We start from the raw sequence: 15,758 nt of genomic DNA, 5'->3' as shown, positions 1-15,758 counted from the left end.
ATGTCGCAGGCTGCGCTGAACACGCGAAACAGTGATGAAGAGACGCCTTCTTCACGCCGCAATAATGGAACGCGTCTTGCAGGAATTTTATTCCTGCTGACGGTACTGTGCACCGTGTTTGTTAGCGGGTGGGTCGTGTTAGGGTGGATGGAAGATGCGCAGCGTTTACCGTTATCAAAGCTGGTATTAACCGGCGAGCGTCACTACACGCGTAACGATGATATCCGTCAGGCGATACTGGCTCTGGGCGCGCCGGGAACCTTCATGACGCAGGATGTGAACATTATCCAGAGCCAGATTGAGCGTTTGCCGTGGATTAAACAGGCCAGCGTCAGAAAACAGTGGCCTGATGAATTGAAGATTCATCTGGTTGAATATGTGCCGATTGCGCGTTGGAATGATCAACATATGGTCGATGCTGAAGGGAACACCTTCAGCGTGCCGTCAGACCGCATCGGCAAACAGGTTTTACCCATGTTGTATGGCCCGGAAGGCAGCGCGAGTGAAGTGTTGCAGGGATACCGCGAGATGGGGCAGGTGCTGGCTAAGGATAAATTCACTCTAAAGGAAGCGGCGATGACCGCACGTCGCTCCTGGCAATTGACGCTTAATAACGGCATTAAGCTCAATCTCGGCAGGGGCGATACGATGAAAAGGTTGGCTCGCTTTGTAGAACTCTATCCGGTTTTACAGCAGCAGGCGCAAACCGATGGCAAACGGATTAGCTACGTTGATTTGCGTTATGACTCAGGTGCGGCAGTTGGCTGGGCGCCGCTCCCCCCTGAGGAATCTAATCAGCAACAGAATCAGGCACAGGCAGAACAACAATGATCAAGGCGACGGACAGAAAACTGGTAGTAGGACTGGAGATTGGCACCGCGAAGGTTGCCGCTTTAGTAGGGGAAGTTCTGCCCGACGGTATGGTCAATATCATTGGCGTGGGCAGTTGCCCATCGCGGGGTATGGATAAAGGCGGGGTGAATGACCTTGAGTCAGTGGTGAAATGCGTTCAGCGCGCCATTGACCAGGCGGAATTGATGGCTGATTGCCAGATCTCCTCGGTATATCTGGCGCTTTCCGGCAAACATATTAGCTGTCAGAATGAAATTGGTATGGTGCCCATTTCCGAAGAGGAAGTGACGCAGGAAGATGTGGAAAACGTCGTGCATACTGCGAAGTCAGTGCGCGTGCGCGATGAACATCGCGTGCTGCATGTGATTCCTCAGGAGTACGCCATTGACTACCAGGAAGGCATTAAAAATCCGGTCGGTCTTTCCGGCGTGCGTATGCAGGCGAAAGTACATTTGATTACCTGCCACAACGATATGGCAAAAAACATTGTCAAAGCTGTTGAACGTTGTGGTCTGAAAGTTGACCAACTGATATTTGCCGGACTGGCGGCCAGTTATTCCGTGTTAACGGAAGATGAACGTGAACTGGGCGTCTGTGTCGTGGATATCGGCGGTGGTACAATGGATATCGCCGTTTATACTGGCGGCGCGCTGCGTCATACCAAAGTGATCCCTTACGCGGGGAACGTGGTGACCAGCGATATCGCTTATGCCTTTGGTACGCCGCCGAGCGATGCTGAAGCCATTAAAGTCCGCCACGGTTGCGCGCTGGGTTCCATCGTCGGTAAAGACGAGAGCGTTGAAGTACCGAGCGTAGGCGGGCGCCCGCCGCGCAGCCTGCAACGTCAGACGCTGGCGGAAGTGATTGAGCCGCGTTACACCGAGCTGCTCAATCTGGTCAACGAAGAGATATTGCAATTACAGGAACAGCTTCGCCAACAAGGGGTAAAACATCACCTGGCGGCGGGGATTGTGTTAACCGGCGGAGCGGCGCAAATCGAAGGGCTTGCTGCTTGCGCTCAGCGCGTGTTTCATACGCAGGTGCGTATCGGCGCGCCGCTGAATATCACCGGTCTGACGGATTATGCCCAGGAGCCGTATTACTCAACGGCGGTGGGATTGCTTCACTACGGGAAAGAGTCCCACTTAAACGGTGAAGCAGAAGTGGAAAAACGTGTTACGGCATCAGTTGGCTCGTGGATCAAGCGACTTAATAGCTGGCTGCGAAAAGAGTTTTAATTTTTTATGAGGCCGCCAGATATTACGGCCTCAGGCGACAGGCACATGACGGAGAGAGATTATGTTTGAACCTATGGAACTAACCAACGACGCGGTGATTAAAGTCATCGGCGTCGGTGGTGGCGGCGGTAACGCTGTTGAACACATGGTGCGCGAGCGCATCGAAGGTGTTGAATTCTTCGCGGTGAATACCGACGCTCAGGCGTTGCGTAAAACGGCGGTTGGCCAGACCATTCAAATTGGTAGCGGCATTACCAAAGGTCTGGGCGCCGGCGCTAACCCGGAAGTCGGTCGTAACGCGGCGGACGAAGACCGTGAAGCGCTGCGTGCGGCGCTTGAAGGCGCAGACATGGTATTTATCGCGGCAGGCATGGGCGGCGGTACCGGAACCGGCGCGGCGCCAGTGGTTGCTGAAGTGGCAAAAGATTTAGGTATTCTGACCGTTGCCGTGGTGACTAAGCCTTTCAATTTTGAAGGCAAAAAGCGCATGGCATTTGCGGAGCAGGGTATCACCGAGCTGTCCAAGCATGTGGACTCGTTGATCACCATCCCGAACGACAAGCTGCTGAAAGTGCTGGGCCGTGGTATCTCCCTACTCGACGCGTTCGGCGCGGCTAACGACGTGCTGAAAGGCGCGGTTCAGGGTATCGCAGAGCTGATCACCCGCCCGGGCCTGATGAACGTCGATTTTGCTGACGTGCGTACCGTGATGTCTGAAATGGGCTACGCAATGATGGGCTCCGGCGTGGCGAGCGGTGAAGACCGTGCGGAAGAAGCGGCTGAAATGGCTATTTCCTCTCCGCTGCTGGAAGATATCGACTTGTCCGGCGCGCGCGGCGTGTTGGTCAACATTACGGCGGGCTTCGACCTGCGTCTGGACGAGTTTGAAACCGTCGGTAACACCATTCGCGCGTTTGCGTCGGATAACGCCACCGTGGTTATCGGTACCTCTCTGGACCCGGATATGAATGATGAACTGCGCGTGACGGTAGTGGCGACCGGTATTGGTATGGACAAACGTCCGGAAATCACTCTGGTCACCAATAAACAGGTGCAGCAGCCGGTGTTGGATCGTTATCAGCAGCACGGTATGGCGCCGCTGACGCAGGAGCAAAAAACGGTCGCGAAAGTGGTTAACGACAATACGCCACAGGCGGCGAAAGAGCCGGATTATCTGGATATCCCCGCATTCCTGCGTAAGCAAGCTGATTAAGAATTAGCTGGAATTTGGGATTCTGGGCTCTTTGTGCTAAACTGGCCCGCCGAATGTATAGTACACTTCGGTTGGATAGGTAATTTGGCGAGATTATACGATGATCAAACAAAGGACACTTAAACGTATCGTTCAGGCGACTGGCGTCGGTTTACACACCGGCAAAAAAGTCACCCTGACATTACGCCCTGCGCCGGCCAATACCGGGGTCATCTATCGTCGCACCGACTTGAATCCACCGGTAGATTTCCCGGCCGATGCCAAATCTGTGCGTGATACCATGCTCTGTACGTGTCTGGTGAATGAGCATGATGTACGGATTTCAACCGTTGAGCACCTGAACGCTGCTCTGGCGGGCTTAGGTATCGATAACATCGTTATTGAGGTTAATGCCCCGGAAATCCCGATCATGGATGGCAGTGCCGCTCCGTTTGTCTACCTGCTGCTTGATGCCGGTATTGATGAACTGAACTGCGCCAAAAAATTCGTACGCATCAAAGAGACTGTTCGGGTTGAAGATGGCGATAAATGGGCTGAATTCAGACCGTACAATGGTTTTACGTTGGATTTCACTATCGACTTTAACCATCCGGCGATCGATTCCAGCAGCCAGCGCTACGCGATGAACTTCTCTGCGGATGCGTTCATGCGCCAGATCAGCCGTGCGCGTACCTTCGGTTTTATGCGTGATATCGAATATCTGCAGTCCCGCGGCCTGTGCCTGGGCGGCAGCTTCGATTGTGCCATCGTTGTTGACGATTATCGCGTATTGAACGAAGACGGCCTGCGTTTTGAAGATGAATTCGTTCGTCACAAAATGCTCGACGCGATCGGTGACTTGTTCATGTGTGGTCACAATATTATTGGTGCGTTTACCGCGTATAAATCCGGTCACGCATTGAATAACAAATTGTTACAGGCAGTCCTGGCAAAACAGGAAGCCTGGGAATTTGTGACCTTCCAGGACGACGCAGAACTGCCGTTGGCTTTCAAAGCGCCTTCGACGGTACTGGCATAACGACATACGCTGTCGTATAAAATTCGACTGGTTAACCTGGCACTCTCTCCGGCCAGGCGAGCCAGTCGTTTTTTTTACTATTCTTTATCTGCGCTTTCCTTAATACAGCCATTTTGACAGGGTTAAATGGAAACACGGCGCGTTCGCTGTTTTCTTAGCCGATTTTCACCTTAGCTTCTCGTCATTACTGCTGTAGCGCGTACGCTTTAATGATAAGATTTGTGCGCAAATTGTTTTGATTCCGTAAGCCCATGAGGGGCATATCAGGTGGCAATGACGTGAGTGGAATACTGACGCGCTGGCGACAGTTAGGCAGACGATACTTCTGGCCGCATCTCTTATTAGGGATGGTCGCGGCGAGTTTTGGTTTGCCCGCGCTCAGTAACGCCGCCGAAACCAATACGCCTGCAAGGACGACCGCCAGCACCGCGTCTAAAGTTAACTTTAGCCATCTTGCGCTGTTAGAAGCCTCTAACCGTCGTCCCAATTTCACCGTAGATTACTGGCATCAGCACGCTATTCGCACGGTGATTCGCCACCTTTCTTTTGCAATGGCGCCGCAAACGCTGCCCGTTGCCGATGCGCCTTCGCCATTACAGGCGCATCATATCGCCTTACTGAATACGCTCAGCGCGATGCTCACGCAGGAGGGCACGCCGCCGGCGATTGTTCGCCGCCTCTCCCTGGCTTATTTTGCGCCACAAACCGCATTTAGCATCCCGGCCTGGATAAGTCAGGCGCAGGGTATCCGCGCCGGTCCGCAACGTCTCAGCTAACGAAAAAAGACCCTTTTACTTTATTTGTAGCTCCGCGGCGCGGGGCATTTGAGACTTTATTATGCTAATCAAATTATTAACCAAAGTATTCGGTAGCCGTAACGATCGTACGCTGCGTCGTATGCGTAAGGCCGTCAGCCTTATTAATGCGATGGAACCGGAGATGGAAAAACTCTCCGATGACGAACTGAAAGCGAAAACCAACGAATTTCGCGCCCGTATTGAAAAAGGCGAAAGCGTAGAGAGCCTGATTCCGGAAGCGTTTGCGGTGGTGCGTGAAGCCAGTAAACGCGTCTTTGGGATGCGTCACTTCGACGTTCAGCTATTGGGTGGTATGGTGCTCAACGATCGCTGTATCGCCGAAATGCGTACTGGTGAAGGTAAAACGCTGACCGCAACGCTGCCAGCCTACCTGAACGCGCTGTCCGGCAAAGGTGTTCATGTGGTAACCGTGAACGACTATCTGGCGCAGCGTGACGCCGAAAACAACCGTCCGCTATTCGAATTCCTCGGTATGTCCGTTGGTATCAACCTGCCAGGTATGCCTGCGCCAGCCAAACGTGAAGCTTACGCTGCCGACATCACTTACGGCACTAACAACGAATACGGTTTTGACTACCTGCGCGACAACATGGCGTTCAGCCCGGAAGAGCGCGTGCAGCGTAAACTGCATTATGCGCTGGTGGATGAGGTCGACTCCATCCTGATCGATGAAGCGCGTACGCCGCTGATTATTTCCGGCCCGGCGGAAGATAGCTCGGAAATGTACAAAAAAGTGAACAAAATCATTCCGCACCTGATTCGTCAGGAGAAAGAAGATTCTGACACTTTCCAGGGCGAAGGCCACTTCTCCGTTGATGAGAAAGCGCGCCAGGTTAACCTGACCGAACGCGGTCTGGTGTTGATCGAAGAGCTACTGGTGCAAGAAGGCATTATGGATGAAGGCGAGTCGCTCTACTCGCCTGGCAATATTATGCTGATGCATCACGTCACCGCCGCGCTGCGCGCGCACGCGCTGTTTACCCGTGACGTGGATTACATTGTGAAAGACGGTGAAGTCATCATTGTTGATGAACATACCGGTCGTACCATGCAGGGGCGTCGCTGGTCTGACGGTCTGCACCAGGCGGTAGAAGCGAAAGAAGGCGTTGAAATTCAGAATGAAAACCAGACGCTGGCGTCTATCACCTTCCAGAACTACTTCCGTCTGTATGAAAAGCTGGCCGGTATGACCGGTACGGCGGATACTGAAGCCTTCGAATTTAGCTCTATCTATAAGCTGGACACTGTCGTTGTTCCGACCAACCGTCCGATGATCCGTAAAGATTTGCCGGATCTGGTGTACATGACCGAAGCGGAAAAAATCCAGGCCATTATCGAAGATATTAAAGAACGTACCGCGAACGGTCAGCCAGTGCTGGTCGGGACGATTTCTATCGAGAAATCTGAAGTGGTCTCCAGAGAGCTGACCAAAGCGGGCATCAAACATAACGTCCTGAACGCAAAATTCCACGCCAACGAAGCAGGCATCGTTGCGCAGGCTGGTTATCCAGCGGCGGTCACTATCGCTACTAACATGGCGGGTCGTGGTACCGATATTATGCTGGGCGGTAGCTGGCAGGCGGAAGTCGCCGCGCTGGAAGCGCCGACGGAAGAACAGATTGCGCAGATTAAAGCGGACTGGCAGGTACGCCATGACGCGGTTCTGGCTGCCGGCGGTCTGCATATCATTGGCACCGAGCGCCATGAATCCCGCCGTATCGACAACCAGCTGCGAGGCCGTTCCGGTCGCCAGGGCGATCCGGGTTCTTCCCGTTTCTACCTGTCGATGGAAGATGCGCTGATGCGTATTTTCGCCTCCGATCGTGTCTCCGGTATGATGCGTAAACTGGGGATGAAGCCGGGCGAAGCGATTGAGCACCCGTGGGTGACGAAAGCTATCGCTAACGCGCAGCGTAAAGTAGAAAGCCGTAACTTCGATATTCGTAAGCAACTGCTGGAATATGATGATGTGGCGAACGATCAGCGCCGTGCAATTTATACCCAGCGTAACGAACTGCTGGATGTGTCTGATGTGAGCGACACCATTAACAGCATTCGCGAAGATGTCTTTAAGGCGACTATCGACGCCTACATTCCGCCGCAGTCGCTGGAAGAGATGTGGGACATCCCGGGTTTGCAGGAACGCCTGAAAAACGACTTCGACCTGGAGCTGCCGATTGCCGAATGGCTGGATAAAGAGCCGGAGCTGCATGAGGAGACGCTGCGTGAGCGCATCCTGGCGCAGTCCATCGAGGTGTATCAGCGTAAAGAAGAGGTGGTTGGCGCTGAAATGATGCGTCATTTCGAAAAAGGCGTGATGCTGCAAACGCTCGATTCCCTGTGGAAAGAGCACCTGGCGGCGATGGATTACCTGCGTCAGGGTATTCATCTGCGCGGCTATGCGCAAAAAGATCCGAAGCAGGAATACAAGCGCGAATCCTTCGCTATGTTCGCCGCGATGCTGGAATCGCTGAAATATGAAGTGATCAGCACCCTGAGCAAAGTCCAGGTACGTATGCCGGAAGAGGTCGAAGCGATGGAAATGCAGCGTCGCGAAGAGGCGGAGCGCCTGGCGCAGATGCAGCAGCTAAGCCATCAGGATGACGATGCCGCCGTGGCTGCCGATCTGGCCGCCCAAACAGGCGAACGTAAGATTGGACGTAACGATCCTTGCCCTTGCGGTTCCGGTAAGAAATACAAACAGTGTCACGGTCGCCTGAGCTAATGCGGTAAACTTACCGGCCTGATAAGACATAATGTGTTGCCATCAGGTCGGTGCTGGCATTATTGCCGAAGGGCGCTACGCTTATTCGGCCTGACATTGAACACAGATAAAAAGGCGCAGGTGACTGCGCCTTTTTTATGGATGCAACAAGATGAAAAGACTGCAAATCGCGGTTGGGATTATCCGCAACCCGAACGATGAAATTTTTATTACCCGACGCGCCGCGGATGCGCATATGGCGAACAAGCTGGAATTTCCCGGCGGAAAAATTGAAGCCGACGAAACACCAGAGCAGGCGTTGATCCGGGAGCTACAGGAAGAGGTGGGGATTACGCCAACACAGGTGACATTATTCGACACTCTGGAATATCAATTCCCGGACCGACACATTACGCTGTGGTTTTGGCTGGTTGAACGCTGGGAGGGCGAACCGTGGGGGAAAGAAGGACAGCCGGGACGGTGGATCGCGCAAAACGCGTTGAATACGGACGATTTTCCACCGGCCAATGAACCGATTATTCGTAAATTACGCCAATTTGCGCCTTAGTGGGGGATCGCAACACGATCCCCATCGATCTTATTAGCGATTTAATGTCGACATAATTTCCGGCCAGTAGCGGGGGCCGGCCGCGGCGTCGTGAGGAAAAACCGCCTCAATTGCCGTCAGCTCCTGCGGGCTTAGGGTCAGTGATAACGCGCCAGGGTTTTCTGGCGCAGTGGCGGCTACGTTTCTGTTATAGCCTAATCTCGCCGGTTTATTGGTATTATCCCGGCCGCGCGCATATGGCGCCAAAACTACGCGTATTTATTGATTATTTTTGTCATAAGGCGATATTGCCGTCTCAACAGAGCTATCACCGTTAGCGCTCTTCACTCCAGTCGTCGCTATCAGACTGGTCGCCGCTGCTGGCGATTCGTTTCTCTTCGGCGGCCCATTCGCCCAAATCAATTAACTGACAGCGTTTAGAACAAAATGGGCGGAAGGGGCTAATTTCTCCCCAGACGACCGGTTTACCGCAGGTCGGACAGTTTACGACGGTCACGTCAGACATTTTTACTCCTTAGCAACAGGCCAGTTCAAAATCAAGACGCTCCGGCACCAGACCATTTTCACTATCCAGCGGCATAAAGCGAATGGCAAAACGGCTCTTATGGCCGGAAATTTGCGGATAAAGTTGTGAATCGAGCGTCAGCATAAGACGCAGCAAATCGGCGTCGTCCCCGTTATCCTGATAAAAACCGTTCAGGCTGGTTTGCTTACGGAAAGGCGCTGAATTACGGATCAGATCAAGCACCAACGTCAGCGCTTGGGTGAGGGGATTCAGGCTGGCAAGCCAGCTTTCAATCTGGGCGTCGCGCTGCGCCTGTTGTAGGTGCAACCAGATATGCAGAGTGGGTAAATCGAAACTGCAACAGCCGCCAGGAATACTTAGGCGTTGACGCACAAGGGCAATCAAGCGATCTTCGCGTAGCTGCTGGCCAATCCTCGGGGCGGAGATCAGCACGCTGCCCGCGGATTTTAACTGCTGGCGCAGGGCTTCAATACGGTCTTGATCGACGCCGGGAACCTCAACCCAGGCCTGTAATTTACGCTGCTGGCGCTCCAGTTCTTTCAGCAGTTCGGTACGGACTTCGCCCCGTTCGAACACATCCAGTAGATCGCTGATGTTACGGAAAAAATGCAGTGCGCCAGCATGGTCTGCAATTGGCAGGTTGATGGAGAGCTGTTGGATCAAAAACTCTATGCGCAGCCACGTACGCATCTTCTCATTGAGAGGGTGTTCAAATAGGACATGGGTGTGCATTACGGTTTTTCCTGTGAGACAAACTGCGACGCGAGCTTAAGATAACTGGCGTGCAGGCGGGCCACATCTGATGCGATAGCATCCGGTGCGCCGTTATTATCAATAACATCGTCCGCCACGGCAAGGCGCGCTTCACGCGTCGCCTGCGCAGCGAGAATGTGTTCAACATGCTCGCGCGTAACATCATCACGCTGCATTGTGCGCATAAGCTGCGTTTCGGGCGTAACGTCAACCACCAGTACGCGGTTGGCTTTTTGATACAGCCTGTTTTCAACCAGCAGAGGCACAACCCATAACACATAGGGCGACGTAGCCTGTTGAAACTGTCGTTGGGTTTCCTGCTGAATTAAGGGATGAAGCAGAGCGTTAAGCCAGGCTTTTTCTTCCGGATGCGAAAAAATACGCTCACGCAGCGCCCGGCGACGTAACGTGCCGTCGGCGGCGATAAGTTCAGAACCAAAATGTTCCGCTATTGCGTTCAGGGCGGGCTGCCCTGGCTCAACCATCTGGCGCGCGATAATATCCGCGTCGATGACGGTTATTCCGAGGTCAGCGAAGGCATCAGCGACGGTACTTTTACCGCTGCCAATACCGCCGGTTAAGGCTACGGTATACCTCATATCTCCAGCTTCCGGAATTTTAGTTTGATAATCAAAAGGTTAAACTTTAAACATACAAAGACGATGCGCTCTGAGCATTAACCTACTATTCGCCAGGTAAATTTATGGGATTGTAACGTAAAAAAAGAGAATTTCGCAGTCTTGTACGGCCATGATTAGTGCGTATGATAGCGTCACTGGAGTTGTGAGTTTCGATTTTTCGCCATTAACCCCAGGAATCCGCACATGCGTATTGAAGAAGATCTGAAGTTAGGTTTCAAAGACGTTCTTATCCGTCCTAAACGTTCTACCCTCAAAAGCCGTTCCGATGTCGAACTGGAACGTCAATTCACCTTTAAACACTCAGGTCAGACCTGGTCTGGCGTACCGATTATCGCGGCCAATATGGATACCGTCGGGACGTTTGAAATGGCGCAAGCATTGGCCGGGTTTGATATTCTGACTGCTGTACATAAACATTATACCGTTGAAGAGTGGGCAGCTTTTATCAACAAGGCTTCGGCTGATGTTCTCAAGCATGTGATGGTTTCCACCGGGACCTCTGATGCTGATTTCGAAAAGACCGTGCAGATTCTGGCGCTGAATCCTGCGCTGAACTTTGTCTGTATTGATGTGGCCAATGGCTATTCAGAACATTTTGTGCAGTTCGTCGCGAAAGCACGTGAAGCATGGCCGACAAAAACAATCTGCGCAGGCAATGTGGTAACGGGCGAGATGTGCGAAGAGCTTATCCTCTCCGGCGCCGATATCGTGAAAGTGGGAATTGGTCCCGGCTCCGTATGCACGACGCGTGTAAAAACCGGCGTTGGTTATCCGCAACTGTCGGCGGTTATCGAATGTGCTGACGCGGCGCATGGCCTGGGCGGTATGATCGTCAGCGATGGCGGTTGCACCATGCCAGGCGACGTAGCAAAAGCCTTTGGCGGCGGCGCGGATTTCGTTATGTTGGGCGGTATGCTGGCGGGTCACGAAGAGAGCGGCGGCAGCGTGGTAGAAGAGAACGGCGAGAAATTTATGCTGTTCTACGGCATGAGTTCGGAATCTGCGATGAACCGTCATGTCGGCGGCGTCGCGAAATACCGCGCGGCAGAAGGTAAAACGGTTAAATTGCCGCTGCGTGGGCCGGTGGGCAATACTGCCCGCGATATCCTGGGCGGTTTGCGCTCAGCCTGCACTTATGTCGGCGCGTCTCGCCTGAAAGAGTTGACCAAACGCACCACCTTTATTCGGGTGCAGGAACAAGAAAACCGCATTTTCAATAGCCTCTAATATTCTGGCTGGCGTAAATGTGCGCCAGCCTTATCCCATCCCGCTCATCGCGTCTCCCAGATGAAAAATCGGCAAATACATCGCCACCACCAGCGTACCGATAATTAAGCCGGTGATGATCAATAACGCCGGTTCCAACAGCGACGCCAGATTATCGGCCAGCGCCAGCGTAGTTTCACTGTGGTGACGGGCAAGGTTATGCAGCATGATATCGAGTGAACCGGACGCTTCGCCCGTTCTGACCAGTTGCAGGCATAGCGGACTAAATTCCTGGGTATTTTTTAGCGCCAACCAGACCGGATTGCCCGCGGCGATCTCCTGATGTACCTGCGTTAAACGCTGTGACCAGTAAGGGCAGCCGAGACTCTCGATAGCGCTTTCCAGTCCCTGAAGAAAAGGAATGCCTGCGCTTTGGGTCAATGCCAGTACGGTGAATATTTGCGCTAGTTTCTGGCCTCTTATCAGGCGACCCATAACGGGAAGCCGTAGCAGAAGACGCTGCCGCTGCGCTTGCCAGGACGGCTTTTGTTTTACCCTGCGGTGAGCGATAGCAACGAGCATCGTCAGGAACAAGATGAGCCAACCCCATGCCGACCCCCATTGCGCTATCGCAATAATACCGCGCGTCAGAAGAGGGAGCGGGGTATTGAAGCTACGGTAAATGGCGGCAAATTCCGGCAGAACAAAGTGCAGCATGGCGAAAACGACCAGAGCGGCCATTGTCAGAATAATGGCGGGATAGCGCAGCGCCTTTTTCACGCTAACCGTAATCTGCCGCTGCGCTTTTTGCTGACGGGCCAGTTCAAAGCAGCAGTCGGCCAGTTTGCCGGTCAGTTTTCCGGTGCGGATCATCGTCTGGTAGAGCGGCGGAAATACCTGCGGCCAGGAGACTAATGCGCTGGAAAAAGGGACGCCCTGTTCAAGCTCGTGAGCCAGCGTGCGCAACAGCGCTTGCCATTGTCGGTGGGGATGCTGTTTCGCAAGGAGTTCCAGCCCTTCAGAAAGCGTCAGTCCGGCATGAATGAGCGTGGCCAACTGATGAATAATTTCAGCGCTTTGCTCTTCTTTCCACAGTGCGGCGTTAACGCCCATGCGCTTGATGCGAAGCGGCATAATGCGCTGATGTTGCAGGGTGATGATCAGCGCCAGACGATTGTCCACCCATACAACGTCTTGTTCCAGTTGACCTTTATCGTTAACGCCTTGCCAGCGCCAGAGCTGTTTAACGCTCATGGGGCATTCCCAGAACGCGCAGTATCTCTTCAAAGGACGTCATGCCTTGCTCAACGGCGCGACAGCCATTTTCAAAAAGCGTCCCTGTACCGGTCTGTTGGAGGTGGGCTTCTAGTGCTTGCGCCGATGCGCCGCTCGCAATTAACTGACGTAATGCCGGGGTAACGGTTAACACTTCGAATAACGCGGTTCGGCCATAAAAGCCGTGGTAGCAATGCTGACAGCCGCTTGCCTGCCAGCGCGGTAGCGCGCTGGGCCAAAGATTGGGCGATAGCACCACGGGATCGCTCAGGCGCTGTTTGCAGTGCGGGCAAAGCTTCCTTACCAGGCGTTGCGCTACCACCAGCGTAAGCGCCGATGAGATCATCCAGCGTGCTACGCCCATTTGCTGCAAACGTATCAGCGTTTCACTGGTGGAGTTCGTATGGAGCGTTGAAAGTACCAGATGGCCCGTTTGTGCCGCCTTAATGGCGATTTCTGCGGTGTCGCCGTCACGAATTTCACCTACCATGATGATGTCAGGGTCCTGGCGTAAAAGCGCGCGCAGCACATTTTGAAAGGTGAGCCCGGCGCGGGGATGGATCTGCGTCTGGTTAATCCCATCCAGTGGAATTTCTATTGGATCCTCAACGCTACAGAGGTTGATACCCGGCGTATTCCGGGTTTGTAGCGCGCTGTATAGCGTGACCGTTTTTCCGCTACCGGTGGGGCCAGTCACCAGTACCAGCCCCTGAGGTTGCTGTAGGGCTTGTCTAAAAGCGGTAAGTTGTGCCCCGTACATGCCCAGCGTGTCCAGATCCAGCGTTTGTTCAACCTGATGCAACAACCGTAAGACGACTTTTTCGCCTTCTTTACAGGGAAGCGTGGCGATACGAAAAGAGATGCTGTCGCCCGCCAGGTCAACGGTAAATTGCCCGTCCTGCGGCAGCCGATGTTCAGCGATGTCCAAATTTCCCAGGACTTTCAATCTGGCCGTCAGCGCAAGCCCCGTCTCTTTGGCGATGTCCTGCAGAATATGAAGAACGCCGTCGATGCGGAGTCTTATCCGGTAGCGGCTGGCGGCTGGTTCGAGATGGATATCAGAGGCGCGTTTCGCCATCGCCGAGCGTAATGTCTGATTGAGAAGCTGGGCCGCGGTTTCTCCGCCTTTCGCGGCGTTTGCCGAGGGAGCCTGATCCGGCTTATGCCGATGATTTTCCATTTGCTGGCGAGTCCAGCACACAATATCAATCTGTTTTTGCGTGGCGAAATGCAGAGCGTCCAGTAACGCATGAGAGGGCGCGTCGACCACCGCAACAGTGATACTGTTGCTGGCGCTATTGATCAGTACAGCCTGATGACGTTGACACAATGTGTTGAGCTGAGCGTCTTTCATCTTGTCTCCTTAGTTGGCGTCAAAACGGAAGACATCTTCACAAGCCTGTTGTAACGCGCTGTCGCTTTGAATATTGCAGTTACGCGTCCAGCCGGTAATGCCGTTAGCATTGTCCCAGGCGGGCGTCATGATGACGTTAAGCCCGCTCAGACTCTCCTGGCCGGTAAGCGTGATGACGCCTTTTTCCACGCTCATGCCCGAAACATAACGGGTGATGACGGGCGAGGGGATACCGTTGACGCCCGCATCGCATGTGCTCGTCCCACCATGTTCCAGAGCGCAGAGTTCGACGGCGGTACGGTAGGGGACAAACGTTTGCAACATATCCGTCAGCGCCGCTTTACGCAGATAGTTCTGGTAAGCCGGAATGCCGATGGCGCTTAAAATGGCGATGATGCCAATAACGACCATCAGTTCGATAAGCGTGAAACCGCGTTGTTTTTCCATTGTTCGCTCCTTGAGTTAGCTGGCGCTACTGTGGCAAACGCGGGAAGAGCGGGCGAGCGGCAAAAGGTAAAACGGGAAGGCGGATTCTGAAGATTTTCGCTGCGTTACATGACACGGCAACGTTATTGCGAGGCGCTACGAATATTTTACCGAATAATGACGCGGATCTACGGACAGGTGATTTATAGACCCGACGGCACAGCGCCATCGGGTGGAGAGGATCAGCAAAAACGCATGGAGAGATCGAGCGCGCGCACGTGCTTGGTCAGCGCGCCAACGGAGATGAAATCCACCCCGGTTTCAGCAAATTCGCGTAAGGTTTCCGCGGTGACGTTGCCGGATACTTCCAGCCGCGCCTGGCCGTTGACGCGTTTCACCGCCTCGCGCATCTGGTCGGTGTTGAAATTATCCAGCATGATAATATCCGCGCCTGCTTTCAGCGCATCGTCCAGTTCATTCAGATTTTCGACCTCGACTTCTACCGGCACGTCCGGATGTAGCCAGAACGCTTTTTCCACCGCCTGACGAACAGAACCGGAGGCGATGATATGGTTTTCTTTAATCAGGAACGCGTCAGTGAGGCCCAGACGATGATTGGCGCCGCCGCCACATAAAACCGCATATTTGAGCGCAGTGCGCAGACCCGGCAGCGTTTTACGCGTGTCGAGCAACTGGGTTTGGGTGCCAGCCAGCAGTCCAACGTAGCGGCGTACTTCACTGGCGACGCCGGAAAGGGTCTGGACAAAGTTTAGCGCCGTGCGCTCGCCGGTCAGCAATACGCGAGCGGGGCCGTTCAGTTCAAACACTGTTTGGTTGGCATAAATGGCGTCGCCGTCATCGACATGCCAGGTGAGGCGCACATCATCGCCCGCCAGTTGGATGAAGACCTCTTCAACCCAGCGCTTGCCGCAGAAAACGCCGTCTTCACGAGTGATCACCGTGGCATGGGCTTGCGTATCTGCCGGCAAAAGTTGCGCGGTGATATCGTTGCCAGCATCGACTTCTCCACCTAAATCTTCACGCAGCGCCTGAGCAACGGCAGCAGGGATATCGAGATTAATGCGTTCCAGTAGCGCGTCACGTCGGTCGTCTGGGTTATAACGGCGAGGCGGCATGATAAAACTCCAAATTGCTAACGAATCATA

At 53.7% G+C, this 15,758-nt stretch carries 15 protein-coding genes and 2 pseudogenes; 9 read left to right on the top strand and 8 right to left on the bottom strand.

Going from position 1 to position 15,758, the window contains the following annotated elements:
• The 7 genes from ftsQ to mutT all read left to right on the top strand — a co-directional run bounded on the left by ftsQ (window position 1) and on the right by mutT (window position 8,411).
• Window positions 1-831 carry a cell division protein FtsQ gene (ftsQ, locus tag ACLJRE_RS10450; RefSeq protein ID WP_000075728.1) on the top strand — a complete coding sequence of 277 codons (831 nt, stop codon included), beginning with the start codon at window positions 1-3 and terminating at the stop codon, window positions 829-831.
• Window positions 828-2,090 carry a cell division protein FtsA gene (gene ftsA / locus ACLJRE_RS10445; protein WP_000588463.1) on the top strand — a complete coding sequence of 421 codons (1,263 nt, stop codon included), beginning with the start codon at window positions 828-830 and terminating at the stop codon, window positions 2,088-2,090. The genes ftsQ and ftsA overlap by 4 nt, the downstream gene beginning before the upstream one ends.
• A 61-nt stretch (window positions 2,091-2,151) precedes the next feature.
• On the top strand, window positions 2,152-3,303 hold the full coding sequence (ftsZ, locus tag ACLJRE_RS10440) for a cell division protein FtsZ (protein WP_000462785.1): 1,152 nt from the start codon (window positions 2,152-2,154) through the stop codon (window positions 3,301-3,303).
• Between the two features lie 100 nt (window positions 3,304-3,403).
• Complete coding sequence (lpxC, locus tag ACLJRE_RS10435) at window positions 3,404-4,321, top strand: UDP-3-O-acyl-N-acetylglucosamine deacetylase (RefSeq protein WP_000595487.1); 918 nt, start codon at window positions 3,404-3,406, stop codon at window positions 4,319-4,321.
• Between the two features lie 278 nt (window positions 4,322-4,599).
• Window positions 4,600-5,097, top strand: a complete 498-nt coding sequence (secM, locus tag ACLJRE_RS10430) for a secA translation cis-regulator SecM (RefSeq protein ID WP_000014336.1) — start codon at window positions 4,600-4,602, stop codon at window positions 5,095-5,097.
• 61 nt (window positions 5,098-5,158) lie between these two features.
• Entirely contained in the window at window positions 5,159-7,864 is a 2,706-nt protein-coding gene (gene secA / locus ACLJRE_RS10425) for a preprotein translocase subunit SecA (RefSeq protein WP_000905754.1), read from the top strand.
• Between the two features lie 151 nt (window positions 7,865-8,015).
• The gene (mutT, locus tag ACLJRE_RS10420) at window positions 8,016-8,411 is read left to right on the top strand and encodes an 8-oxo-dGTP diphosphatase MutT (protein ID WP_000826474.1); all 396 of its coding nucleotides are present in this window, start codon (window positions 8,016-8,018) and stop codon (window positions 8,409-8,411) included.
• Between the two features lie 33 nt (window positions 8,412-8,444).
• On the opposite strand, the pseudogene ACLJRE_RS10415 reads toward mutT, so the two are convergent.
• Window positions 8,445-8,585: pseudogene (locus tag ACLJRE_RS10415) on the bottom strand (aldo/keto reductase); the annotation flags it as partial.
• Between the two features lie 35 nt (window positions 8,586-8,620).
• Between ACLJRE_RS10415 and ACLJRE_RS10410 the strand changes: the two are divergent.
• A pseudogene (locus ACLJRE_RS10410) lies at window positions 8,621-8,728 on the top strand (LysR family transcriptional regulator); the annotation flags it as partial.
• Here the strand turns inward: ACLJRE_RS10410 and yacG are convergent.
• The 3 genes from yacG to coaE are packed head-to-tail and all read right to left on the bottom strand — an operon-like array spanning window position 8,725 to window position 10,289.
• Window positions 8,725-8,916, bottom strand: coding sequence for a DNA gyrase inhibitor YacG (yacG, locus tag ACLJRE_RS10405; protein ID WP_001286419.1), 192 nt, complete (start codon window positions 8,914-8,916; stop codon window positions 8,725-8,727). The pseudogene ACLJRE_RS10410 and the gene yacG sit on opposite strands and share 4 nt — an antisense overlap.
• 9 nt (window positions 8,917-8,925) lie before the next feature.
• Window positions 8,926-9,669, bottom strand: coding sequence for a cell division protein ZapD (zapD, locus tag ACLJRE_RS10400; protein ID WP_000556893.1), 744 nt, complete (start codon window positions 9,667-9,669; stop codon window positions 8,926-8,928).
• A complete protein-coding gene (gene coaE / locus ACLJRE_RS10395; RefSeq protein WP_001270914.1) occupies window positions 9,669-10,289 on the bottom strand; it encodes a dephospho-CoA kinase in 621 nt (206 codons plus the stop codon). The genes zapD and coaE overlap by 1 nt, the downstream gene beginning before the upstream one ends.
• A gap of 225 nt (window positions 10,290-10,514) precedes the next feature.
• Here coaE and ACLJRE_RS10390 point away from each other — a divergent pair, with 225 nt between their 5' ends.
• Entirely contained in the window at window positions 10,515-11,558 is a 1,044-nt protein-coding gene (locus ACLJRE_RS10390) for a GMP reductase (protein ID WP_001217361.1), read from the top strand.
• A 30-nt stretch (window positions 11,559-11,588) separates the two neighbouring features.
• On the opposite strand, the gene hofC is transcribed toward ACLJRE_RS10390, so the two are convergent.
• The 4 genes from hofC to nadC form a co-directional block, all read right to left on the bottom strand.
• On the bottom strand, window positions 11,589-12,791 hold the full coding sequence (hofC, locus tag ACLJRE_RS10385) for a protein transport protein HofC (RefSeq protein WP_023212444.1): 1,203 nt from the start codon (window positions 12,789-12,791) through the stop codon (window positions 11,589-11,591).
• Entirely contained in the window at window positions 12,781-14,166 is a 1,386-nt protein-coding gene (gene gspE / locus ACLJRE_RS10380) for a type II secretion system protein GspE (protein WP_023212443.1), read from the bottom strand. The genes hofC and gspE overlap by 11 nt, the downstream gene beginning before the upstream one ends.
• Window positions 14,167-14,175: 9 nt before the next feature.
• Complete coding sequence (gene ppdD, locus ACLJRE_RS10375) at window positions 14,176-14,613, bottom strand: prepilin peptidase-dependent pilin (RefSeq protein WP_000414988.1); 438 nt, start codon at window positions 14,611-14,613, stop codon at window positions 14,176-14,178.
• 221 nt (window positions 14,614-14,834) lie between these two features.
• Complete coding sequence (nadC, locus tag ACLJRE_RS10370) at window positions 14,835-15,728, bottom strand: carboxylating nicotinate-nucleotide diphosphorylase (RefSeq protein ID WP_001135139.1); 894 nt, start codon at window positions 15,726-15,728, stop codon at window positions 14,835-14,837.
• Window positions 15,729-15,758: the final 30 nt, after the last annotated feature.

The sequence above is a fragment of the Salmonella sp. SAL04157 genome, from assembly GCF_046551635.1.
Classification (GTDB): Bacteria; Pseudomonadota; Gammaproteobacteria; order Enterobacterales; family Enterobacteriaceae; genus Salmonella; species Salmonella enterica.
The sequence above is the reverse complement of the archived record's forward strand: the minus strand, read 5'-3'. Positions and strand labels throughout refer to the sequence as shown.

Bases quoted from the DNA above. Each gene is read 5' to 3' on its own strand.
- ftsQ (WP_000075728.1), top strand. From the start codon at position 1: ATGTCGCAGGCTGCGCTGAACACGCGAAACAGTGATGAAGAGACGCCT.
- ftsA (WP_000588463.1), top strand. From the start codon at position 828: ATGATCAAGGCGACGGACAGAAAACTGGTAGTAGGACTGGAGATTGGC.
- ftsZ (WP_000462785.1), top strand. From the start codon at position 2,152: ATGTTTGAACCTATGGAACTAACCAACGACGCGGTGATTAAAGTCATC.
- lpxC (WP_000595487.1), top strand. From the start codon at position 3,404: ATGATCAAACAAAGGACACTTAAACGTATCGTTCAGGCGACTGGCGTC.
- secA (WP_000905754.1), top strand. From the start codon at position 5,159: ATGCTAATCAAATTATTAACCAAAGTATTCGGTAGCCGTAACGATCGT.
- mutT (WP_000826474.1), top strand. From the start codon at position 8,016: ATGAAAAGACTGCAAATCGCGGTTGGGATTATCCGCAACCCGAACGAT.
- yacG (WP_001286419.1), bottom strand. From the start codon at position 8,916: ATGTCTGACGTGACCGTCGTAAACTGTCCGACCTGCGGTAAACCGGTC.
- zapD (WP_000556893.1), bottom strand. From the start codon at position 9,669: ATGCACACCCATGTCCTATTTGAACACCCTCTCAATGAGAAGATGCGT.
- coaE (WP_001270914.1), bottom strand. From the start codon at position 10,289: ATGAGGTATACCGTAGCCTTAACCGGCGGTATTGGCAGCGGTAAAAGT.
- ACLJRE_RS10390 (WP_001217361.1), top strand. From the start codon at position 10,515: ATGCGTATTGAAGAAGATCTGAAGTTAGGTTTCAAAGACGTTCTTATC.
- hofC (WP_023212444.1), bottom strand. From the start codon at position 12,791: ATGAGCGTTAAACAGCTCTGGCGCTGGCAAGGCGTTAACGATAAAGGT.
- gspE (WP_023212443.1), bottom strand. From the start codon at position 14,166: ATGAAAGACGCTCAGCTCAACACATTGTGTCAACGTCATCAGGCTGTA.
- ppdD (WP_000414988.1), bottom strand. From the start codon at position 14,613: ATGGAAAAACAACGCGGTTTCACGCTTATCGAACTGATGGTCGTTATT.
- nadC (WP_001135139.1), bottom strand. From the start codon at position 15,728: ATGCCGCCTCGCCGTTATAACCCAGACGACCGACGTGACGCGCTACTG.